The sequence below is a fragment of the Subtercola vilae genome (assembly GCF_004923255.1).
Classification (GTDB): Bacteria; Actinomycetota; Actinomycetes; order Actinomycetales; family Microbacteriaceae; genus Subtercola; species Subtercola vilae.
Genome location: NZ_QYRT01000008.1, coordinates 115,188 through 137,148 on the forward strand (window position 1 = coordinate 115,188; position 21,961 = coordinate 137,148).

Consider the following 21,961-nt stretch of genomic DNA (forward strand, 5'->3'; position numbering starts at 1 on the left):
TTCAGACCGCGGCGAATGGGGCGGAGGTGTGAACGAGGGCCGCCGATTGCGTTTTTCAGCGCGAGTCGGGGCCGGATGAGGCGAACGGATGAGCCGGGTGGCCTGGCTGGCGTATCGGAGGGCCCACCACGCGCACCACGCCACACGCACCACGCGCACCACGCGCACTCAGGCCCCGCGCCGCGGGTGCCGCCGGGCGTTCACGCCTAGGCTGAGCGCGTGGGGTATCTATTTCTGGCACTGGCGATCGCTTCGGAGGTCGTCGCCACGACGTTCCTGAAATTCACGTCGGGGGAGGGCGTGACGTTCGCGAACCGGTGGTGGGCCTACCTCGTCGTCGTGGTCGGTTATGTGGCGTCGTTCGTGCTTCTCAGCGTCACGCTCAGCCGAGGAGTGCCGCTCGGCATCGCGTACGCCGTGTGGGCGGGCGTGGGAGTGGTGGCGGTGACCATCATCAGCTGGCTCGTGTTCAAAGAGTTTCTGTCGTGGATGCAGATCGGCGGAATCGTTCTGGTCATCGGCGGTGTGCTGCTGCTCGAGCTCGGAGCAAAGCATTAGCGAGCATCCGCACCGCCAGCGAAACATCGCACTACTGGTCGCCGCGACCTTCTTCATGGAGAACCTCGACGGCACCATTCTCACTACGGCAGCGCCCAGCATCGGTGTCTCGCTCGGCGTACCCTCGCTGGCGGTCGGGGTGACGATCACCGCGTACCTGCTCACCCTCGCGGTGCTGATTCCGCTCAGCGGCTGGCTGAGCGAACGCTTCGGCGCGCGCCCGGTCTTTCTGACAGCGATCGCCGTGTTCACCGCAGCATCCATTCTGTGCGCGCTCAGCCAGAATCTCACCGAGCTCACTGCCTTTCGTGTGCTGCAGGGCGCGGGCGGCGCCATGATGGTGCCCGTCGGCAGGCTCGCTGTGCTCCGGATGACCTCGAAGGCCGACCTGATTCGCACCATCGCTCTGCTCACGTGGCCGGCGCTCGCGGCGCCCGTCGTCGCTCCGCTGGCTGGCGGACTGCTCACCACCTACGCCACGTGGCACTGGATCTTTCTCATCAATGCGCCGCTCGGGGTGGCGGCGTTCGTGGTTGCCCTGCGCATCCTGCCGCGCGACCGGAGCGCCGCGGGGCCGGAGGCGCTGCCGGCGCTCGACTGGTGGGGTGTGCTACTGACCGGGTTCGGGCTGGGAGTGCTCGTCTATGTGGGGTCGCTGCTCGCCGATGGCGACACGAACGTCATCGAGCTGGTGATTCTTGCGGCGCTCGGGCTCGCTCTGGTGGGCGGCGCGACGGTGCACTTTCTGCGCGCCCGATATCCGTTGCTGCGGCTCTCGTCGATGCGCATCGAGACCTTTCGGCTCTCGCACGCGGGCGGCTCGATGTTTCGCATGACCATCAGCAGCATGCCGTTTCTGCTGCCGCTGCTCTTTCAAGACCGGTTCGGCTACTCGCCGGTGCTCGCCGGAACCCTCGTTCTCTTCGTCTTCGTCGGCAACCTCGGCATCAAGCCGTTCACCACGCCTCTTCTTCGCCGGTTCGGCTTTCGTTCGATGTTGCTCGGGGCGACCGGCGGTGCTGCGCTCAGCATGGTGCTCTGCGCGCTGCTCACCCGCGAGACGCCGCTGGTCGTGGTGGTGGTGCTGATGGTGTTCAGCGGAGTGGTGCGGTCGGTGGGGTTCACGGCGTACAACACCATCGCGTTCGCCGACATCGAGCAGGCGGAGATGACCGCGGCCAACACGCTCGCCTCGACGCTGCAGCAAGTGGCGGCCGGCTTCGGCGTGGCCGTCGCTGCGGTGGCGCTGCGGGCGGGGGAGTCGGTGCCGACGGGAAGCCTGCTGCCGTCGGGGTCGTTCTCGTTCAGCTTTCTGGTCGTGGCGGTGCTGACGCTCGTGGCCTCTGCTGAGGCGCTTCGGCTGTCGAAGAGCGCGGGGGAGAACATCCGGCCCGCCCGCCGGGTGACGGCGACGCCGTAGCGATGACGTCGGGCACTGTGACCGGTGAACGTTACGGCCAGGGCGCCACGCGCAGCCGAGCCGCTTAAGATTGCGACTATGGCATCCACCGGGCGCGCCGCCCCGACCGACGAGATCGTGGTGTCGGGGGTGTCGAAAATCTATGGCTCCGGCGCGGCCGAGGTGGCGGCCCTCTCGAACGTCGACCTCACGGTGCGGCGCGGGCAGTTCGTCAGCATCATCGGCCCGAGCGGGTGCGGCAAGTCGACGCTACTGCGCCTGATCGCCGGCCTCGAGACGGCCGACGCGGGTGAGGTGAGCGTGTTCGGCTCCGACCCCGATGAGGCGTGCGCCGTGAAGATGATCGGCTTCGTGCCGCAGGTTCCGGCGCTGCTGCCGTGGCTGTCGGTGCTGCAGAATGTCACGCTGCCATCGAAACTGAACAGGCGGGCGGATGCCCTGCGGCGCCGTCTGCCCGGCCACATCGATCGGGCTGCCGCGCCCTCCCGCGCCGCAGCCAGAGACGGCGCGGCTGCCGATGCCATCGCCATTCTCGAGACCATCGGGCTGGGTGACTCGCTCGGGCGGCTGCCGCACGAGCTCTCGGGTGGCATGCAGCAGCGCGTGGCCCTCGCGCGCGCCTTCGCCATTCACGCCGACGTACTGCTCATGGACGAACCCTTCTCCGCCCTCGACGAGTTCACCCGCGAAGCCGCCCAGGTTCAGCTGCTCGAGCTCTGGGAGCGGCAGCGCACAACGGTGGTGTTCGTCACGCACTCGGTGGCAGAGGCCGTGGTGCTGAGCGACACCGTGGTGGTCATGTCGGGCCGGCCGGGGCATATCGACGCCGTGATCGACATCGACCTTCCGCGCCCGCGGCGGCAGGGGTTGCTCGAGTCGGCAGCGCTGCACCTGTGGGAAGACCGGGTGCGGGCACAACTGCAGACCGCGTGGGCGCCGCGATGAGCGCGGGCGGCGGGGTGAGCGGCGGCACGAGTCGCGGCGCGAATCGTGGTGCGAACGGGGCCGCGAGCCGGGCATCCGGTAGCCGTACCTGTCGCCCCAGCGAGCCGCAACGCTCGAGGCTGCTGCGACCGGGCTTCTGGCTGCCCGCCGTCGTTGCCGTCGTCGTCGCGGGGCTCGTCTGGGAATTCGTGGCCATCAACAACACCTATCTGCTGCCGCGGCTCGGGGCCGTGGCGATGGCCGTCATCACCGAGCCCGCTTTCTATCTGCAGAACGCGGGCGTCACGCTGGCCGAGGCGCTGATCGGGCTCGTGATCGGCTTCGTCGCCGCGTTCGTGGTCGCCGTGCTCGTCACCGAGTCGGGGCTGCTGCGGCGGGCCATCATGCCGCTCGCCGTGGTGCTGAATGTGACCCCCGTGGTGGCTATCGCACCCGCCCTGGTGGTGGCGTTCGGCTTCGGCCCGGCACCGAAGCTCATCGTGACCGCGCTCATCACTTTCTTTCCCATTCTGATGAACCTGATCACCGGGCTGAACTCGGTGTCTCCTCCTGTGCTGCAGGTCTTTCGCACGCTGCGGGCCTCGCGCCTCGAGGTGCTGCTGCGGCTCCGGATGCCCTCCAGCCTGCCGTTCGTCTTCGCGGCCCTGAGGGTGGTGTTCCCGCTCTCGGTGGTCGGCGCGGTGGTGGCCGAGTTCTCGGCACCGGGCGCCGCCCAAGGCCTCGGAACCGTCATCAGCGTCGCCTCCTCGAACTCGCGCCTGGCCGTGGTGTACGCCGCGATCGGCTGCCTCGCCCTGATGGGCGCCGTGCTTCTGCTGCTGGTCACTCTGCTCGAACGGCGGGTGTTGCGCTGGCACGAATCGCAGCTGCTCAAACGCGAGTAGCCTGAGACTCCCGAAACTCTTCGCGCTCCTCCTCATGCTGGCCCACACCCGGAGACACCCATGCCCTCCCTTCGAGCAACAGCGCTCCCGGTTCTCGCCCTCGTCGTTGCGGCTGTCGCAGTGCTGACCGGATGCTCGTCGAACAGCACCCCGGCCCCTTCGGTCTCGCCGGGCAGCGCCGTTTCGGCCGCCCGGTGCGCCGAGAACAAGGCCGCGGGCACCCTCACGTACGTCACCGGCTTTCAGTACCAGGCGTCGGCGTCGATCCTCGACATTCTGGCGGCGAAGCAGCTCGGCTACTTCGCCGCGGTGTGCCTCGACGTGAAGATCCAGCCCGGCACCGGAGACACCGCCGGCAACGCGCAGCTCGTGGCCGCCGGTACGGCGACCCTCACCGATCTGGGTGGCGACGGCGACCTGCTGCTGGCCCGCGCGAACGGCGTGAATGTCACAGCCATCGCGACGTACGGCCAGGTGCCGATCACCACGCTGATGACCGCCACCACCGTCACCGACCTCAAACAGCTCGAGGGCACGACCCTCGGCCAGAAGGGCCAGCTTCCACCCGAGCTGCAGGCCATGCTTGTGAAGAATGGCGTCGATGTGTCGAAGATCACGCAGGTCGTGGTGGGCTACGACCCCACGATTCTGCCGCGCGGGCAGGTGCAGTCGCTCACCGGCTACAAGTCGAACGAGCCGCTCACGTTGAAGGCCGACGGCGACACAGTGAAGCTCTGGAACCCCGAAGACTATGGCATACCCGGCACCTTCGGCACGGTCGCGGCCAACCCCGCGTTCGTGACGGCGAACCCCACCGCCACAGAAGACTTTCTGCGCGCGGCGTTTCACGCCTACGACTACTGCCTCACGAATGCGTCGGAGTGCGTGAACGACGCTGCCGCGCTCGCCGGTGGCGGAGCGAGCTACGACGTGGCCCACAACCTCGCGGTCTGGCAGACCGAGAGCGGCCTCGTCGCGTCGTCGCAGCCGGCCGGCACCCCGCTCGGGTCGTTGAACACCGATCTGATGGCGAAGGAGGCCGCGTTTCTCGTCGACAGCAAGCAGCTGGCGAGCGTTCCCGACATCAGCGCGTTCGCCGACACGTCGGTGGTGAAGGCGATCTACAACGGCACGACCCTGGTGTGGCCTGCGCCGTGACGCGGGGCTGAGCATCCGGTGGCCGGCTGAGCGTTCGGTCGGCAGCGGTTCGTGCGGGGCCCCGGATGCGCGGGCCGGCGCAGGCGTGCAGGTGACGGTCAGCTTGCCCCACGTCTGGCGAGCGTAGTGTGAGCCCATGCGACGAAGTGTGTGGTCTGCCCTGACGGGAATCGTCGCTGCTCTCAGCGTTCTGGCCGTTGCCGAGGTGGTGGCTGCGTTCGTCGATGCCGAGAGCAGCCCGCTGTTCGCGGTGGGTTCGCTCGTCATCGACCTGGCGCCGCCGGGGGTCAAAGAGCTGACCATCTCGCTCTTCGGTACCGGTGACAAGGCGGCGCTCCTCAGCATTCTCGGCATCGTGGTCGTGGTCGGCGCCGCAGCCGCGGGGCTGCTTGAGCAGCGCAGACCGCCCTACGGAACCGTCGTGCTCGTCGCCTTCTCCGCCATCGCGGTGATCGCCGTGACCACCCGCTCAGGCGCGACGGTGCTGTCAGCCATTCCCACCGTGATCGGCATGATCGTGGGGGTCTTCGTGCTGCGGTCGCTGCACCTGAGACTCGGCCGGTGGCAGACGCGCGAGGCGGGTTCGCGTGCGAAGGTGACGAAGCAGGCGACCGCCCGAACCGGGCCGGCCGCGCTCGAGCGGCGCCAATTCCTGGTGTTCCTGGGTGTGGCGGGAGCGGTGTCCATTGTGGCCGGCATCGGAGCCCGTGCGATGAACGCAGGTGCTGCGGCCGTGAGTACCGCCCGGGCCGCCCTGAAGTTGCCGGTCGCCGGCACACCGGCCCCGGGCATCCCGAGCGGAGCAGAACTCGGGCTGACGAACCTGAGCCCGGTCATCACGCCGGCCGCCGACTTCTACCGCATCGACACGGCTCTGCAGGTTCCGCAGCTGAACCCCGACACGTGGAGCCTCAAGATCATCGGCATGGTCGAGAACGAGGTCGAGATCTCGTTCGCTGACCTGCTCGCGTTGCCGCTCGTCGAGAACGCCACCACTCTCACCTGCGTCTCGAACGAGGTGGGCGGCAATCTCATCGGCACTGCGCTGTGGCTCGGTTACCCCATTCGCGACTTGCTCACGCGGGCGAAACCCACCGCGGGAGCCGACATGGTGTTGTCGCGCAGCTCAGACGGGTTCACGGCCGGCACGCCGCTCGAGGTGCTGCAAGACACGAACCGGCAGTCGCTGTTGGCTGTCGGGATGAACGGCGCGCCGCTGCCCGTCGAACACGGGTTCCCCGTGCGCATGGTGGTGCCGGGCCTCTACGGCTACGTCTCGGCCACCAAGTGGGTCGTCGAGATGAAGGTCACCACCTTCGCCCAGGACATGGGCTACTGGACCCCGCGCGGCTGGAACGCCCTCGGCCCCGTGAAGACGTCGTCGCGCATCGACACCCCGCGCTCGAATGCCGGGCTCGCTGCCGGCGCTGTCGCCATCGCGGGGGTCGCGTGGGCGCAGCACACCGGCGTGGCCAGGGTCGAGGTGCGGATCGACAACGGCGCCTGGGCCGAGGCGACCCTTGCCGACGCCATCTCGGCCGACACGTGGCGCCAGTGGGTGCTGCAGTGGAACGCGACCGCCGGCGACCACACCATCGCTGTGCGGGCCACCGACGCCTCGGGCTACACCCAGACCGCCGACCAGGCGCCTCCCGCGCCCGACGGCTCCACTGGCTACCACACGATCTCGGTGCACGTCAGCTAGCTGCTGGAGCGTGCAGTGCCGTGCCGTGCCGTGCAGTGCGGGGCGGAGCGGTGCGGGTCAGCCGATCAGCGAGGGCCGCAGGTCGCGCAGCGTGCGCGACCGGGTGGTGCGCCCGGCGAGGAAGTACGTGAAGGCGAGGGCTCCGAGCAGCCACACGGCAATCACCCCTACGTCGTTCAGCGCGAGTGACAGGTCGCCGCCGTACATGAGCTGGCGTATGCCGTCGACTGCGTAACTCATCGGCAGCGCGTGGTGGAGCGCCCCGAGCGGCCCGGGCAGCGTCTGCCACGGGAACGTTCCGCCGGCCGTCACGAGCTGCAGCACCATCAGCACGAGCCCGAGGAACTGCCCCACGCTGCCGAGCCACACGTTCAGCGCCAGAATGATGGCCACGAACGTGACCGATGTGAACATCATGAACAACAGCATGAGGGCCGGGTTCGCCACGGTGAAGCCGAGCAGCACGGTGACAACGAAGTACACCGCCGCCATCTGCACCGCGCCGAGCAGCGCGGGCGCGAGCCAGCCCGCCGCGACGACACGCAGCGGCGCCTTGATCGCGGTGAGCGCGCGCCGGGAGAGCGGCTTGATGATGAGGAACAGCGCGTAGATGCCGATCCAGGCCGCCAGGCTGATGAAGAACGGGGCCATGCCGGCGCCGTAGGTCGTCGCTTTCGTCACGGTGTCGGTATCGACGCGGGCAGGGGTGGCGATGGTCGCTGCGGCGGCCTGTCGCTGGTCGGCGCTGTAGTTCGGCACCTGCGCCTCACCCGACACGAGCCCGTCACGCAGTTGCGCGGCGCCCGTGTTCAGCTGGGTGGCCCCCGTGGCGAGCGTGCTGCTGCCGTCGGCGAGCTGCTGTGTTCCACCGGCGAGGGTTGTGGCGCCGTCGGAGAGCTGCTGGTTCGCGCTGGCGAGGGCGGCAGCGCCGGTGGCGAGCTGGGCTGTTCCGGTGGCGAGCGAGGATGCCCCGGTCGACACCTGCTGCGTGCCGGAGGCGACCTGCGCGGCGCCGCTGGCGGCGGAGGCGATGCCGGCGCTCAAGGCGGGTGCGGCATCCGCCAGCTTCTGCGTGCCGGCGGCGACCTGGTTCGCACCAGAAGAGAGCTGGTTCACCTGGTCTTGGGCCGTCTTCACCTGGTCATTGCCATTGTTGATGGCGGTGCCCACCTGGTCGAGTTGCGCGAGGATGGGTGCCTGCTGCTCGGCCGTGAGGCCGAGAGCGGTGAGCTGGTTCACGATGTCGGCGCGCGCCGTGGGTACCTGGTCGGCGGCAGCCTGGGCGAGGCCGGCGGCCACCCCCACGTCGCTCGCCAGAGTCTTGTTGCCGGCCGCAACCTGGGCTGCCCCGGCCGCGAGGGCCGCGGTCTGCGCGGGCAGGCTCGACGACTGGCTCTGCAGCGACGACAGCCCCGAGCTCAACACCTGGGCGCCGTCGTTCGTCTTCGAGGCGCCAGACGCGAGGGCCGAAGCCCCGTTCGCGGCAGTCTGTGCACCCGTCGAGAGAGTGGATGCCCCCGCCGACGCCTCTGCGGCACCGCTGGCCAGCGCCTGTGCCCCCGTATTCGCTGTTGCCGCACCCGACGCGAGCGAGGCCGCGCCGGTCTGTGCCTGAGTGGTGCCGTCGGCGAGTGAATTCGCCCCGGACACCGCCGTCGCGAGGTTGTCGTGAATCGTAGAGAACCCGTTCAGAAACTGCAGCGCCGCAGCCTCACCGACCTGCTGGGAGATGCTGAGGCGCACCTTCTCGGCCACCGTGGCGGCGATGGTCGAGGCGAGAAAGCTGTTGGTGTCGTTCGTGGTGAGCTGCACGACGGCCTGCTCGGGCGTGGCCGTTCCCGACGAGGTGAGCAGCTTCGAGAAGTCAGGGCCGAGCGTCAGAATGAAGTCGTAGGTGCCGTTCTTGATGCCGGTTGCGGCGTCGGAGGCGCTCGCGTCGATCCATTTGACACTGCCGTCGGCGACCAACTGGTCGCGCACCTGCGTGCCGTAGTTCACGGCGGCGCCGTTCAGGGTGGCGCCCTGGTCTTCGACCACGAGCGCGACCGGAATGTTCTTCACATTGCCATAGGGGTCGCTGTTGGCCCAGAGGTAGAGCCCCGCGTAGATGACGGGCACGAGCATCAGAGCTACGAGAGCCAGACGGGCGAGCCCGGTGGCGGTCAGCCGGCGAAACTCGGTGCGAACGAGTGTCACGATCTTCATGCGCGTTCCTTCGATTCTGGTGCTGCTGTCGATGCTGTGTCTGCTGTGGGCGATGCCGATACCGGTGCCGGCTCCGCGGCCAACGCCGCCGACTCGGCCTCGAGCTCGGCGAGCCGGGCCAGCTCGGCCAGCCGCTGCTCCTCGGCTGCGGCGGCCAGCGCGGCCAGTCGTTCGCTCTCGAGCGCCTCCACCTCGCCCCGCAGACCGTCGGCCGTGGCGCGACTCACGATGAGCAGCACGGCCAGCCCGCGCCGGGCGAACTCCGCCGCGGTGGGCCACCATTCGGCCGGGTCGCCGCCGTGGCGGTCGGGCGTCGTCAGTACGAGGCCCCGGATGCCCGGCCGTGCCGCCGCGAGCTCACCGAGTACGTGCAACCGCACCGCCGCGGGGATGTTCGTGAGCTGCCAGGTCGCGTATTCAGTGGCGTCCAACTCGTCGATCGCGCGCAGTGTCGCAGCGCGCCCGGAAGGAAGCCCGGCGAACATGAGCTCCTCCTGCACGACCGCGGTGAGCTTGAGATCGCCGACATGCTCGCTCACGTCGGGAGCATCGACGATGGTGGTCGAGGCGCGCAGCGCCTCAGAGTCGGGTTCGCGCTCGAACGTGATGGTTCCGGCATCCGGAGCCATCCGACCCGTCGCCATGAGGGCGAGAAGCGTGGGTCGCTGGGCGGTCTCGACGACGGCGAGCGTCACCCTGCCGCTCTCGTAGCTCAGCGAGGTCTCGGGCAGGTTCTGCCCGTTCTCGCCCTTCGAGACGGCGCTCAGGATGACCTTCATGACGTCTTCTCCTCGATGAGCCGCAGCTCGGGGTTGTCGGTGACGACGGCGGTCGCTTCGCGCCATGAGAGGCCGGCGGCACCGAGGCCGGCAAGCATGACGAGGCGGTGCCCTTCGGCGCGCGAGAGGCTGTGGCGAACGGCCTCGTCGAGTACGCTCAGCGCCGCGCCCTCGATCAGGCGAGCGAGCGTGCCGGGTTCGATGTCGGGGCGAAGTTCCCCCGACTCCACGCCGCGGCGCACGATGGCCAGCAGTTGGGCGCGCAGTGGCGCGAGGGTCTCGCCGAACAGCTCACGTTGCGGCCCGCGAACGGCGAGTTGCGCCATGACTCGCACATGTTCGACCTCAGACCAGAGGCGTGCCCCGATGAGGGCGATGGCGATACGGGAATCCGGATGATCGACGGCGGCCAGGGCGGCGATCACTCGTTCGCTGCCCGAGGCCTGTAGCGCCACGATGAGTTTGTCGCGCGTGGCGAAGTGCCCGTAGATCGAGCGGCGGGAGAGCCCGGCGCCGGCGGCGATGGCTTCGAGCGAGGTGTCGGGGTCGCGGTTCAGCAGCAGGCGGGCGGAGTCGAGCAGCGCCTGGCGGTTCTCGGTGGCGTCGCGGCGCGGGGCTCGGGATGCGCTGAAATCATTCACGCATCCCAGTGTAATAACTTGCACATCACCGTGCAAGTTATCGCTCAGCGCGTGATGTCGCGCACCAGAGTCGACAGTTGCGTCGTCGGAGCCAGCCCGAGCGAACCGTTCAGCAGAACGCTGTAGCGGTCGAAGACCCGCAACGCCTCCGACTGGTTGCCTTCGGCGATATGCACCCTGATCAGAGCGGCTTGGGCGCTCTCCCGCAGTGGTTCGACCGAGATCGCCGCCCGTGCCGCGACGCCCGCTTCGGGCAACCGGCCGGCCGCCACGAGTAGCCGCGTCTGCGCCTCGAGACCGTTCATGCGGAGCCCCCGCCAATCCTCGGCAGCCGCGAGCACCCAATCGTCGTACCAATCGGGCAGCAGCTCCACCGAGAGAGCGGCCACGGCGGCCGGGTTGATGTCGGCCACGTTCGGCAGTACTTCGCGCGGCAACAGCCTCAACGCCAACGCGTGCGACGACCGCAGATCGACTTCGACGTTCGCTGCGAGACCGAGGCTGGTGGATGCCACGGTGACGAGTTCGCGGGAACGGGCATCCATTCGCGCCAGTGTCGCCCGCAGGCTGAGCGCCGCCTTGTGTTCGGTCACATCGGGCCACATGGCACCCGCGACCGCGATGCGCAGATTCTCACGCGGTCGCAGTGCCAGGAATGCAAGCAACCGGCGAGAACTCACCGATGCGGCGGCATACGGGCCACCGAGGTCGTCGACGAGGGCGAATCCGCCGAGAACTGAAATGTTGAGTGTCAAAACCGGCCCCCGGTCTGATGTGATGCCTGCGAATTCGACAAGCCGCCCCGGAGGGCATGGCGATGTCAGTTAGGTCTGCGATCACTCCGGCCCTTGGAGCAGGACCGGAGTGAATGTCGTGCGTACTCCCGGTGCTCTGAGAAGTAGCAGAAGCCTAACCCTGGGCAGATTTTTCGCGTAGGGGATGGCGCTTTTGGTCGCTTTGTGTACTGCGTTCGGGGCTACCTGGGGGCAGGCGCGGGGGTCAGGGGGCCAGGAGAGGGGGATGCCGGGGGGCCGGGCGTGCGACGCGCTTTCAGTCCGGCGGCGCTGACCTACTCACTACGACGGTTCGAGGCGGCGGTGCGGCGGCGCAGCAGAGCTGCCGCGGTGAGGCCGAGCGCTCCGGCGCTCAGTGCGCCGAGCCCGATGAGCACAGCGGGGGCTGGTTCGAGTCCGGTGCTGGCCAGTGACGAGCCGGTGCCACTGCCGGTGCCGAAGCCGCTGCCGGTGCCCGAGCCGGTTCCACCGCCGGTGCCGTTGCCCGAGCCGGTTCCACCGCCCGTGCCGTTGCCAGACCCGGTTCCGCCACCCGTGCCGCCCCCCGTTCCCGTTCCGGTGCCGGTGCCTGTTCCTGTTCCAGTTCCGCCGCCGGATCCGGTGCCGCCACCGGTGCCTCCGCCACCGCCGGGCGTCGGGGTTGCTGTGGGAGTTCCGGTGGGCGGGGTGGTCGGAGTGTCGGTGGGTGTGCCGGTCGGCGTACCCGTCGGAGTGCCGGTGCCGGTCGGCGGTGTCGTTGCGCCCGGCAGCACACGCGTTGTGATCGAGCTACGGCAGGTGACAAAACCGCCTCCGCCGTTGCCGGAGCCGTTGCACTGGTTGATGGTCACGGGCAGGGCCGCGCTCACCGTGAGATCGCTCACGGTGCACTGCACGCGGATGGTCGCTCCGCCACCATTGCCGGAACCGTTGCACTCGGTGACCGTGGCGCCGGTTGTGCTGCCCAGCGGATCACACGCGATGGTCGGTTCGGTGCCGCCATCCTGGCCTGAGGCGTTGCACTGGTTGACCGTTCCCGGTACCGCGGTGGTTGTACCGGTGATGGTATTCACGATCGAAACGGAGCAGTTGACCGTTGCGCCCCCTCCGTTGCCGGAGCCGTTGCACTGCGTGACGTTCGTCACGAGCGACGAGGAGGGAGTCGTGACAATGGTGCACGTGGTGGCTGCGTTCGCGGCCCCGTGGCATTCGGTCACCGTCGTCACCGACGATTGTGTATTGGTGTCGAGGTTGAGTGTGTTCGCCACGACGACGTCGCAGTTCAGCCCCTGCCCTCCGTCGTTGTCGGTGCCGTTGCACTGGCCGAGCTCTGAGGTTTCGGCTGCTGACGCCGAGGTCGGGTACACACCGACGGTGCCGATGGTGAGAGCCGCAAAGGCAACGAACATCAGAATGGTTGAGAACAGCCCAACGGTGACGAGCGACGACCGGCCATGGCGCCCGCGTTGCCTACCCACTCGTACCCATGAAGAAACTCGACGATCTGATGTTGTCGTGACTTTCGACATGTGCTGTGCCCCTCACCCTCGAGAATGCCCCGAGTGTGGTCAGTGTGAACCACCACCCGTGACCCGCCCGTGACGCGCCCGTGACCCACTCGTGACAGCGGCGTGACGGGTGCGTGACTCGCGCGTTACGAAGCTCGACGGGCGCCGACACCCGCGCTACCAGGCACGATGCCCCACGTCGACGCACGTCAGACGAGCCGCCAGCACTCCCGGGATAGAATGGAGTGTGACCGGCGAAAACCTCCTTGGCGTGCCCCCGACCCTTCTGAACCCCGAACCCGGGAGCATCGAGGTGCTCTCGAGTCACCCCGACGGCTCGTCGCCATCGCAGGTGGAGCTCGAGCTGCTGGTGCAGCGGTTCCCCACCTCGTCGCTGGTGTGGGCGCTGCTCTCCGACCGGGCCTTCGAGGCGGGCCAGATCATCCCGTCGTACGCTTTCGCGCGGGTGGGCTATCACCGCGGGCTCGACGCGCTGCGCAAGGGCGGCTGGCGCGGCCAGGGGCCCGTTCCGTGGTCGCACGAGCCCAACCGCGGGGTGCTGCGAGCGCTGTACGCGCTGCGGCGCGCGGCGGAGCAGATCGGCGAGACCGATGAAGTCACGCGGCTCACAGAGTTTCTGATCGGGGCCGATGCCACGGTCATCCAGACCATCGAGACTGCGCACTACCGTGCGGCAGCGAGTACAGAAGGGCTCTGACATGCCTGCAATCGTTCTGATCGGCGCCCAGTGGGGCGACGAAGGTAAAGGTAAAGCCACCGACCTGCTGGGCAGTCGAGTCGACTACGTAGTCAAGTTCAACGGCGGCAACAACGCCGGGCACACCGTGGTGATCGGCGATCAGAAATACGCGCTGCACCTGCTGCCGTCGGGTATTCTGACGCCCAATGTGACGCCTGTCATCACGAACGGTGTCGTTGTCGACATCGAGGTGCTCTTTCACGAACTCGAGGCGCTCATCTCGCGCGGGGTCGACGTCTCGCGGTTGCTCGTGAGTGCAAACGCGCACGTCATCACGGCATACCACCGCACACTCGACAAGGTCACCGAACGTTTTCTTGGCAAACGTCAGATCGGCACCACGGGTCGCGGCATCGGGCCGGCGTACGCCGACAAGATCAACCGTCTCGGCATCCGTGTTCAAGACCTGTTCGATGAGAACATCCTGCGCCAGAAGGTCGAGGGCGCACTCGAGCAGAAGAACCACCTGCTGGTCAAGGTCTACAACCGCCGCGCGATTGTGATCGACGAGATCGTGAACGATCTGCTGTCGTACGCTGAGCGCCTACGCCCGATGGTCGCTGACACCTCTCTCGTGCTGAACCGCGCGCTCGACGAGGGCAAGACCGTGCTCTTCGAGGGCGGCCAGGCCACCATGCTCGATGTCGACCACGGCACCTACCCGTTCGTCACGTCGTCGAACGCGACCTCGGGCGGCGCCTCGACCGGCTCGGGCGTTGCCCCCAATCGCATCGACCGCGTCATCGGAATCGTCAAGGCGTACACCACCCGCGTGGGCGCCGGCCCGTTTCCCACCGAGCTCTTCGACGAGTCGGGCGAGTTTCTGCGTGCCAACGGCTTCGAGTTCGGCACCACCACCGGCCGCCCGCGCCGCTGCGGCTGGTACGACGCGCCCATCGCGCGCTACTCGGCCCGCATCAACGGTGTCACCGACTTCGTGCTCACGAAACTCGATGTGCTCACCGGCCTCACCACCATTCCGGTGTGTGTCGCTTACGACGTCGACGGCGTTCGTGTCGACGAGGTGCCGGTGTCGCAGAGTGACTTCCACCATGCTGTGCCCATCTACGAAGAATTCCCCGGCTGGAGTGAAGACATCACCGGCGCACGCACGTTCGACGACCTGCCGGCCAATGCGCAGGCCTACGTTCTGGCCGTCGAGGCCATGAGCGGTGCACGCATCTCCGCCATCGGTGTGGGCCCCGGCCGCGAGGCCATCGTCGTGCGGCACGACCTGCTCGGGCAGTAGCCGCCCGACCGAGCAGCAGCCGCACCAACCCTTCTCGGTCGAAAATCAAGCCCGTGTGCATCCGGAGCCCCGGGCGTAGCGTGCTGCCATGAGCGAACTCAAAAAGGGCGACGAGGTCACCTGGCAGTCGCACGGCTCGACCGCCTCGGGGGCCGTCGAGAAGAAGATCACCGCTGACACGCACGCTGCCAAGCGTGAGGTACGTGCGACTCCGGATGACCCGCAATACCTCGTCACAAGCGAGAAGTCGGGCGGCGAGGCCGTGCACAAGCCCTCCGCCCTCACCAAGAAGCCCCGCTCCAAGAAGTAGCACGCCTCCTACGCGGCGCACCCGCCCGCGCCCACCACGCCCGCGCCGACGACGCCGCCGCCGCCGCGTCGAGCATGCCCGCCTACCGAAGCCGCCGACCACGCCGCTCCCACCGACCCGCCGCCCGTGTCCAGGCGTCTGGCCTCCGTCGTTGTGGAGTCGATTTCCGCCCCAAAATTCCCGGGATAGGGCGGAAATCGACTCCACGATGGAAGAGACGGGGCGGGGGTGGGGTGGGCGAGGAGGGGTGCAGGGCTACGGCTTCAGCACGACCTTGATGCAGCCGTCTTCCTTTTCCTTGAAGGTTTTGTACATCGCGGGAGCCTGCTCGAGGGGCACGGCGTGGGTGGTGAGGTCTTCGGTGCCGAGCGGGTCGGCCGGGTCTTCGACGAGGGGTACCAGGTCGTCCCGCCACTTCTGCACGTTGCACTGGCCCATGCGCAAGGTGATTCCCTTGTCGAACATGCTCTTCAGCGGCAGGGGATCGCCGACACCGGCGTACACGCCGCTGAGCGAGACGGTTCCGCCGCGGCGAACGGCATCGAGGGCGAGGTGGAGGGCCGCCAGGCGGTCGACGCCAGCCGTGGTCATGACCTTCTTGGCGATGGCGTCGGGCAGCAGGCCGGCGGCCTTCTGGGCGAAGGCGGCTCCGGGGTTGCCGTGCGCCTCCATGCCGACCGCGTCGACCACGGAGTCGGGCCCGCGCCCGTCGGTGAGATCGCGCAGCTGGGCGAGCGAGTCGTCGCTGAAGTCGAGGGTCTCGACGCCGTGCCGCTCGGCCATGGCGCGGCGTTCGATCACGGGGTCGATGGCGAGCACGCGGTAGCCGAGGTGCTTTGCGATGCGGCTGGCGAACTGCCCGACCGGGCCGAGCCCGAGCACGGCGAGCGTGCCACCCTCGGGCACGTTGGCATACTGTACGCCCTGCCACGCCGTGGGCAGAATGTCGCTCAGAAACAGGTACCGCTCATCCGGAAGCTCGGTGCCCACCTTGAGCGCATTGAAATCGGCGAGCTGAACCCGCAGGAACTCGGCCTGGCCGCCCGGCACGGCGCCGTAGAGCTCGGTGTAGCCGTAGAGGGATGCCCCGCTCTCGGTGTCGCGATTCTGGGTCGTCTCGCACTGGCTGTGCAGACCCTTCTGGCACATGTAGCAGTACCCGCACGCGATGACGAACGGAATGACCACCCGATCGCCGACGACAAGGTTCTTCACCTCGCTGCCGACCTCGACGACGACGCCCATCGGCTCGTGGCCGAGAATGTCACCCTTGTTGATGAACGCGCCGAGCACGTCGTACAGGTGCAGGTCTGACCCGCAAATGGCGGTCGACGTCACCTTGATGATGGCGTCGGTGGGCTTCTCGATACGCGGATCGGGCACGGTTTCGACCGAGACGTTCTGGGTTCCTTGAAAAGTGAGTGCTCTCATGCCTCTGGTCTACGCGCCAGCCGCCAGGTTTCACAGGGGTTGACGCGTGTGCGGCGGGGCGGCCCCGCTCGCGGGCAGAGGCCTACAGTTCCTTCGACATCTGCATGGCTGTCACGGTGTAGTCGAGCGATCGGTAGAGATTCTGCGCCCGTGGATTGTTGCCGAAGACATTGAGCCCGAGCGTGCGGGCCCCGCGCTCGCGCGCGACTGTTTCTGCGAGCCCCATGGCAGCGCGACCGAAGCCCTTGCCCTGATGCTCGGCATCGATGTCAATACTGAACACCCACCATTCGTCTGGGTGCAGCGAGTCACGCGGCCCGAGCCAGAGAATGCCTACGGGAGACCCATCTGACACGACCTGCAGCACGGTGTGACTGGCAAGGGGCCTGTCATTTGGAAAGTTCTCTTCGCGCGAAAGGCGCGCTTTTTCGGCCGAGGCGTCGGCGGATTCACCATTCGCCATTCGCTCGGCCGCGTACAGCAGCGTCTCTGATTCGATCCACGGGGTGATCTGGGCTTCGGGGAGGGGGCGAACGGCGATGGTCATGCCAGTACCCTACACAGACCGTTAGACAACTGAGAAATGCTCCGGCAGTGCGGCACGACCGGTGAGCGCCAGCAGAATCTGCTCGCCCGAGCCGGTTCTGGCGCCGATGCGCGCCGCCAGAGCTGTGGCATCGGCGACACACTCTGCCGTCTGCCCGTGCGGCCGCCCGACGGCGTGGCCGATGTCGATGGAGTGCACGACGAGCTCGAAGATGCGCGTGCGCAGGTACTGTGTCAGCTCGATGCCGTGCCCGCCCACCGAGACCACGCGGCCGAGGGGTGCGGCGGCCAGTGACGCGCTGGCCTTCTGCAGGGCATCCGAGATCTTCTCGACCGGATGCTCGCCCAACCAGTTTCCCGCCTCGACGCCGCGCGCCGCCACCGAATCGGGGTCGGAGAAGTCCCGGTAGATGAGCGCGTAGTAGTCCTCGGCGGTGGGCACACCGACGCGCCCGGGATCATCGTGGCCGAGGTAGGTCTCGACCGTCAGAATCGCCCGGGTGGTGTGGCCGACGAGTGAACGAACGTTCCAGGTGCCGAGGGCCGGCAGCTGCCACTGGTCGTCGCCGATCAGGCCGACGAGGTGAACGAATGCGTCGGCGGCCTGGTGGAAGTTGGCTACGGTGCCCATTCTCCAATCGTGGCACAGGCACCCCAGATCTGTGATGGACTTATGCCATGGATGCTCTCTACACCGCAATTGCCCACGCCTCAGGGGGTGGCCGCGACGGCCACGTTCGCTCAGAAGATGACCGCCTCGACCTCGACACCCGCCCGCCCACAGAAATGGGTGGCTCCGGCGAGGGCACCAACCCTGAACAACTCTTCGCGGCCGGCTATTCGGCGTGCTTCCTGAGCGCGCTGCATGTGGTGGGCAAGCGCCTCGGGGTAGACACGACTGACGCTGAGGTGTCGGCCAGCGTCAGCATCGGCAGCAATGGCGAGGGCGGCTTCGGCTTGGCCGTGGAGCTCGACGTGTACGTTCCGAATGCCACGCCCGAGCAGTCGAAAGAGGTCGCCGACGCAGCGCATCTCGTCTGCCCGTACTCGAATGCCACCCGCGGCAACATCGAGGTCACCATCGCCACCGTCGAGTAGACGAGTGCTCGCACTGACGGCGATGCGTCGATGAGTGGCGCATCGCCGCGCCAGGGCGCCATCGTGCTGCAGTTCGTCGCCATGGGGCTCATTTGGGGCAGCAGCTTTCTGTTCATGAAGGTGGCGCTCACGGGCGTAGGTTTCGGCCAAGTGGCGTGGGCGCGCCTTGTGCTCGGCGCGCTCACCCTCGGGCTGATCGTGCTTGTCGGCCGGTTTCGGCTGCCGAGAGAACCCGTGGTGTGGCTGCACTTCCTCGTCATCGGCCTGTTCGGGTCGGCGGTGCCGTTTCTCTGCTTCGCGTGGGCCGAACAGTATGTTTCGTCGAGCCTGGCGAGTATCTACAACGCCGTGACGCCCATCATGACGGCGCTGATGGCGACGCTCGCGTTTCGGGTGGAGCGCCTGAACCGCAACCAGACCACGGGCGTCGCCATCGGCATCCTCGGTACGGTGGTGATCATCGGCCCGTGGGGGTACTCGATGCTGAGCGGCAGCCTCGCTGGCCAGCTCGCGTGCCTCGGCGCGGCCCTCTGCTACGGTTTCGCCCTCAGCTACACCCGCCGCTTTCTGAGCGGCCGGGCCATCGCAGGGGTGCCGTTCGCGTTCATGCAGGTGGGTATGGGGGCGCTGGTGCTTCTTGTGCTGACGCCGGTCGTCGCGCTGTCGCCGTTCACGCTGACGACGCCGATCGTGCTGTCTCTGCTCGGGCTCGGCGCCCTCGGCACAGGGTTCGTCTACGTGTTCAACATCAACGTGTTGCGCACCTGGGGGCCCACATCGGCGTCGACGGTGACGTACATCACTCCCGTGGTGGGCGTGATTCTGGGGGTTCTGGTGCTGGGGGAGACCTTCACCTGGAACGAACCGGTCGGTGCGCTGCTGGTTCTGCTGGGTATCCTGCTCACCCAGAAGCGGCTGCGGCTGTGGGCGGCGCGGCCCGCTGCGCTCGATGGGGTGTGAATCCTCAGCCGTGACGCAATACAGTTCTCGTATGGATGCGCAGACACAGGCCGAACACGACTCACAGGCGGCTGCCCTCGCAGAACTCGAGAGTATTCGGCAGAGTATCGACAACATCGATGCGGCACTCATTCACCTGCTGGCGGAGCGGTTCAAGTTCACGCAGTCGGTGGGGCGCCTGAAGGCCACGCACGGCCTGCCGCCGGCCGACCTCGACCGTGAGGCGCGCCAGATCAGACGCCTGCGCGGGCTCGCCGAAGAAGCGCACCTCGACCCGGCGTTCGCCGAGAAGTTTCTGAACTTCATCGTCGCCGAGGTGATTCATCACCACGTGAAGATCGCCGCTGACACCGGGGTCATCGACGTGGTCGACGTGGTCGACGGCGAAGGCGACCTGCAGCTCTAGCGGGCGGCTTCAGCCTGCGACGGCAGAAGCCAGAGGCCGCGCGGCTTCAGCGCTCACAGATCGAGCGCACCTCTGGCCTGCCGACCAGCCGTTCTGGCTGGCCAGCAGGCCGGGCCCGGGCTACGCCACCGTTTCGCCGAAGCGCTCGGGCAGCGTGGCCCGGTGGGCGCCGAGCAGCTCGGCCAGCCCGATGTGGAACAGGCCCTGGATGTCGAGTGCGGCATCCAATTTGTCGGTCACGCCGATGCGCAGAACCGGGTAGTCGCGGCCTTCGCAGAGCCCCATGAACTTGACGTCGTCTTCGCGGGGAACCGACACGATGACGCGACCGGTCGACTCGCTGAAGAGGGCGGTGGTGAGGTCGACGCCGTCGCGCAGCATGAGCTCTTCGAGCCACACGCGGGCGCCGACACCGAAGCGCATCACGGCTTCGGAGAGGGCCTGCGCGAGGCCACCGTCGCTGAGGTCGTGCGCTGACGCGAGCAGGCTCTGCATGGCGCCGGCGTGCAGCAGCCCGGCGAGAGCGGCCTCGCGACCGAGGTCGACGACCGGCGGTCGGCCGCCGAGGTGATCGTGAATCGTGCCGGCCCACGCCGAGCCGTCGAGCTCGGTCTTGGTGACGCCGAGGAGGTAGATGTTGTTGCCCTCGTCTTGCCAACCGCTCGGGATGCGCCGGGCCACGTCGTCGATCACGCCGAGCACGCCCACCACGGGGGTGGGGTGAATGGGCGCCGTGCCGGTCTGGTTGTAGAACGAGACGTTACCGCCGGTGACCGGGATCTCGAGCTCGAGGCATCCGTCTGACAGGCCCGCGACGGCCTGCGAGAACTGCCACATCACCTCGGGGTTCTCGGGGCTGCCGAAGTTCAGGCAGTCGGTGACGGCGGCCGGCACCGCGCCGGTGACGGCCACGTTGCGGTACGCCTCAGCGAGGGCGAGCTGGGCTCCGTGGTAGGGGTCGAGCTGGCAGTAGCGACCGTTCGCGTCGGTGGCGATGGCGAAGCCGAGGCCCGACTCCTCGTCGACGCGAATCATGCCGCCGTCGTCGGGAAACGACAGCGCCGTGTTGCCCATGACGTAGCGGTCGTACTGGTCGGTGATCCAGCTCTTGCTGGCGAGGTTCGCGCTGCCGAGCAGGGTGAGCGTCTGTGCGCGCAGCTCTTCGGGGTCGGTGGCGCGCGGCAGAACCGCGGCAGTGTCGGCCTGTAGCTTGTCGATCCAGGTGGGGTAGGCGACCGGGCGGTCGTACACCGGGCCGTCGACCGCGACCGTGCGCGGCTCCACATTGACGATCTGCTCGCCGCGCCAGTCGATGATGAGCCGGCCGGTGTCGGTGACTTCGCCCAGAACGCTGGTCTCGACATCCCATTTGGCTACGACGGCAAGAAAAGCGTCGAGCTTCTCCGGCGTGACGACGGCCATCATGCGCTCTTGGCTCTCGCTCATCAGAATCTCTTCGGCGTTCAAGCTCGGGTCGCGCAGCAGCACCTTGTCGAGCTCGATGTACATACCGCCGTCGCCGTTGCTCGCGAGTTCGCTGGTTGCGCACGAGATGCCGGCGGCGCCGAGGTCTTGAATGCCCTCGACCAGCTTCTCCCTGAACAACTCGAGGCAGCACTCGATGAGTACCTTCTCGGCGAACGGGTCGCCCACCTGAACCGCCGGGCGCTTCGTGGGGCCCTTCGCGTCGAACGTGTCGCTGGCGAGAATGGATGCCCCACCAATGCCATCGCCGCCGGTGCGAGCCCCGAACAGCACCACCTTGTTGCCCGCACCGCTGGCATTCGCCAAGTGGATGTCTTCGTGCCGCAGCACGCCCACCGCCAGTGCGTTCACGAGCGGATTGCCCTGGTACACCGCGTCGAAGTATGTCTCGCCGCCGATGTTCGGCAGGCCCAGGCAGTTCGCGTAGAAGCTGATGCCGCCCACCACGCCGTGCACGACCCGCGCGGTGTCGGGGTTGTCAATGGCACCGAAGCGCAGCTGATCCATCACGGCGACCGGCCGTGCGCCCATTGAGATGATGTCGCGAACAATGCCGCCCACGCCGGTCGCGGCGCCCTGGAACGGCTCGATGTAGCTCGGGTGGTTGTGCGACTCGACCTTGAATGTGACCGCCCAGCCCTCGCCGACATCCACAACACCGGCGTTCTCGCCGATGCCCACCATGAGGTTCTTGCGCATCTTCTCGGTGGTCTTCGAACCGAACTGCTTCAGGTAGATCTTGCTCGACTTGTACGAGCAGTGCTCGCTCCACATGACCGAGTACATCGCCAGCTCGCCGCTCGTGGGGCGCCGGCCCAGGATGGCCTTGATCTGCTCGTACTCGTCAGGCTTCAACCCGAGGGCGGCGTACGGCTGCTCTTTGTCTGGCGTGGCCATTGCGACCTCGACGCTGTCGACGGGTGGCCGGCTCGCCCCGGCCTCGATGCCGGTGGTGCTCGCGGTGCCGGCGGTGCCGGCGGCGGTTTCGGCTGTGCTTGCGGCTGTGGTTTCTGCGGTGTTAGACACGCGGAGGGGCTCCTTCGAAGGGCGGCGGTGAGCGCCCCAATTCTACCCGGTACGCGTACGCCGCATCGTGGTGCCGTGGCGGCCTGAGCGAACCGCATGCCCCCACCCCACCCA

At 67.8% G+C, this 21,961-nt stretch carries 21 protein-coding genes; 12 read left to right on the forward strand and 9 right to left on the reverse strand.

What is annotated here, in order from left to right:
* Window positions 1–219: 219 nt before the first annotated feature.
* The 6 genes from D4765_RS06365 (at window position 220) to D4765_RS06390 (ending at window position 6,670) form a co-directional block, all read left to right on the forward strand.
* On the forward strand, window positions 220–558 hold the full coding sequence (locus D4765_RS06365; RefSeq protein ID WP_136641450.1) for a DMT family transporter: 339 nt from the start codon (window positions 220–222) through the stop codon (window positions 556–558).
* A gap of 55 nt (window positions 559–613) precedes the next feature.
* On the forward strand, window positions 614–1,978 hold the full coding sequence (locus tag D4765_RS06370; RefSeq protein ID WP_136641451.1) for an MFS transporter: 1,365 nt from the start codon (window positions 614–616) through the stop codon (window positions 1,976–1,978).
* A 78-nt stretch (window positions 1,979–2,056) separates the two neighbouring features.
* Window positions 2,057–2,923, forward strand: coding sequence for an ABC transporter ATP-binding protein (locus D4765_RS06375; protein WP_136641452.1), 867 nt, complete (start codon window positions 2,057–2,059; stop codon window positions 2,921–2,923).
* Window positions 2,920–3,807 (forward strand): ABC transporter permease, encoded by an 888-nt coding sequence (locus tag D4765_RS06380; RefSeq protein WP_136641453.1) that lies wholly within the window; start codon window positions 2,920–2,922, stop codon window positions 3,805–3,807. Before D4765_RS06375 ends, D4765_RS06380 begins: the two co-directional genes overlap by 4 nt.
* A 60-nt stretch (window positions 3,808–3,867) precedes the next feature.
* Entirely contained in the window at window positions 3,868–4,965 is a 1,098-nt protein-coding gene (locus D4765_RS06385; RefSeq protein WP_136641454.1) for an ABC transporter substrate-binding protein, read from the forward strand.
* Between the two features lie 136 nt (window positions 4,966–5,101).
* On the forward strand, window positions 5,102–6,670 hold the full coding sequence (locus tag D4765_RS06390) for a molybdopterin-dependent oxidoreductase (protein ID WP_136641455.1): 1,569 nt from the start codon (window positions 5,102–5,104) through the stop codon (window positions 6,668–6,670).
* 57 nt (window positions 6,671–6,727) lie between these two features.
* On the opposite strand, the gene D4765_RS06395 is transcribed toward D4765_RS06390, so the two are convergent.
* From D4765_RS06395 to D4765_RS19435, 5 genes are all read right to left on the reverse strand, one after another.
* Entirely contained in the window at window positions 6,728–8,875 is a 2,148-nt protein-coding gene (locus D4765_RS06395) for a YhgE/Pip domain-containing protein (protein ID WP_136641456.1), read from the reverse strand.
* Window positions 8,872–9,654, reverse strand: coding sequence for a hypothetical protein (locus D4765_RS06400; RefSeq protein WP_136641457.1), 783 nt, complete (start codon window positions 9,652–9,654; stop codon window positions 8,872–8,874). Before D4765_RS06400 ends, D4765_RS06395 begins: the two co-directional genes overlap by 4 nt.
* On the reverse strand, window positions 9,651–10,295 hold the full coding sequence (locus D4765_RS06405) for a TetR/AcrR family transcriptional regulator (RefSeq protein ID WP_136641458.1): 645 nt from the start codon (window positions 10,293–10,295) through the stop codon (window positions 9,651–9,653). The genes D4765_RS06400 and D4765_RS06405 overlap by 4 nt, the downstream gene beginning before the upstream one ends.
* A 44-nt stretch (window positions 10,296–10,339) precedes the next feature.
* Window positions 10,340–11,050 (reverse strand): AfsR/SARP family transcriptional regulator, encoded by a 711-nt coding sequence (locus D4765_RS06410; protein ID WP_136641459.1) that lies wholly within the window; start codon window positions 11,048–11,050, stop codon window positions 10,340–10,342.
* Window positions 11,051–11,364: 314 nt separating this feature from the next.
* Window positions 11,365–12,546, reverse strand: coding sequence for a hypothetical protein (locus D4765_RS19435; RefSeq protein WP_201799246.1), 1,182 nt, complete (start codon window positions 12,544–12,546; stop codon window positions 11,365–11,367).
* Window positions 12,547–12,823: 277 nt separating this feature from the next.
* On the opposite strand from D4765_RS19435, the gene D4765_RS06420 reads away from it, so the two are divergent.
* From D4765_RS06420 to D4765_RS06430, 3 genes are all read left to right on the forward strand, one after another.
* Window positions 12,824–13,294 (forward strand): DUF3151 domain-containing protein, encoded by a 471-nt coding sequence (locus D4765_RS06420; protein WP_136641460.1) that lies wholly within the window; start codon window positions 12,824–12,826, stop codon window positions 13,292–13,294.
* Window position 13,295: 1 nt separating this feature from the next.
* On the forward strand, window positions 13,296–14,585 hold the full coding sequence (locus D4765_RS06425) for an adenylosuccinate synthase (protein WP_136641461.1): 1,290 nt from the start codon (window positions 13,296–13,298) through the stop codon (window positions 14,583–14,585).
* An 88-nt stretch (window positions 14,586–14,673) separates the two neighbouring features.
* Entirely contained in the window at window positions 14,674–14,895 is a 222-nt protein-coding gene (locus tag D4765_RS06430) for a hypervirulence associated TUDOR domain-containing protein (protein WP_136641462.1), read from the forward strand.
* A 255-nt stretch (window positions 14,896–15,150) separates the two neighbouring features.
* On the opposite strand, the gene D4765_RS06435 is transcribed toward D4765_RS06430, so the two are convergent.
* The 3 genes from D4765_RS06435 to D4765_RS06445 form a co-directional block, all read right to left on the reverse strand.
* Window positions 15,151–16,326: an alcohol dehydrogenase catalytic domain-containing protein gene (locus tag D4765_RS06435; RefSeq protein ID WP_136641463.1), complete on the reverse strand. Its 1,176-nt coding sequence runs from the start codon at window positions 16,324–16,326 to the stop codon at window positions 15,151–15,153.
* 82 nt (window positions 16,327–16,408) lie between these two features.
* Complete coding sequence (locus tag D4765_RS06440; protein WP_136641464.1) at window positions 16,409–16,873, reverse strand: GNAT family N-acetyltransferase; 465 nt, start codon at window positions 16,871–16,873, stop codon at window positions 16,409–16,411.
* 21 nt (window positions 16,874–16,894) lie between these two features.
* Window positions 16,895–17,503 (reverse strand): maleylpyruvate isomerase N-terminal domain-containing protein, encoded by a 609-nt coding sequence (locus D4765_RS06445; RefSeq protein WP_136641465.1) that lies wholly within the window; start codon window positions 17,501–17,503, stop codon window positions 16,895–16,897.
* 47 nt (window positions 17,504–17,550) lie between these two features.
* On the opposite strand from D4765_RS06445, the gene D4765_RS06450 reads away from it, so the two are divergent.
* Genes D4765_RS06450 through D4765_RS06460 form a run of 3 tightly spaced genes read left to right on the forward strand, consistent with a single transcriptional unit; the run spans window position 17,551 to window position 19,336 of the window.
* A complete protein-coding gene (locus tag D4765_RS06450; protein ID WP_136641466.1) occupies window positions 17,551–17,970 on the forward strand; it encodes an organic hydroperoxide resistance protein in 420 nt (139 codons plus the stop codon).
* Window positions 17,971–18,000: 30 nt separating this feature from the next.
* On the forward strand, window positions 18,001–18,930 hold the full coding sequence (locus D4765_RS06455) for a DMT family transporter (RefSeq protein ID WP_237280290.1): 930 nt from the start codon (window positions 18,001–18,003) through the stop codon (window positions 18,928–18,930).
* 31 nt (window positions 18,931–18,961) lie between these two features.
* On the forward strand, window positions 18,962–19,336 hold the full coding sequence (locus tag D4765_RS06460; RefSeq protein WP_136641467.1) for a chorismate mutase: 375 nt from the start codon (window positions 18,962–18,964) through the stop codon (window positions 19,334–19,336).
* A 120-nt stretch (window positions 19,337–19,456) separates the two neighbouring features.
* On the opposite strand, the gene purL is transcribed toward D4765_RS06460, so the two are convergent.
* Window positions 19,457–21,718, reverse strand: coding sequence for a phosphoribosylformylglycinamidine synthase subunit PurL (purL, locus tag D4765_RS06465; RefSeq protein WP_136641476.1), 2,262 nt, complete (start codon window positions 21,716–21,718; stop codon window positions 19,457–19,459).
* Window positions 21,719–21,961 lie beyond the last annotated feature (243 nt).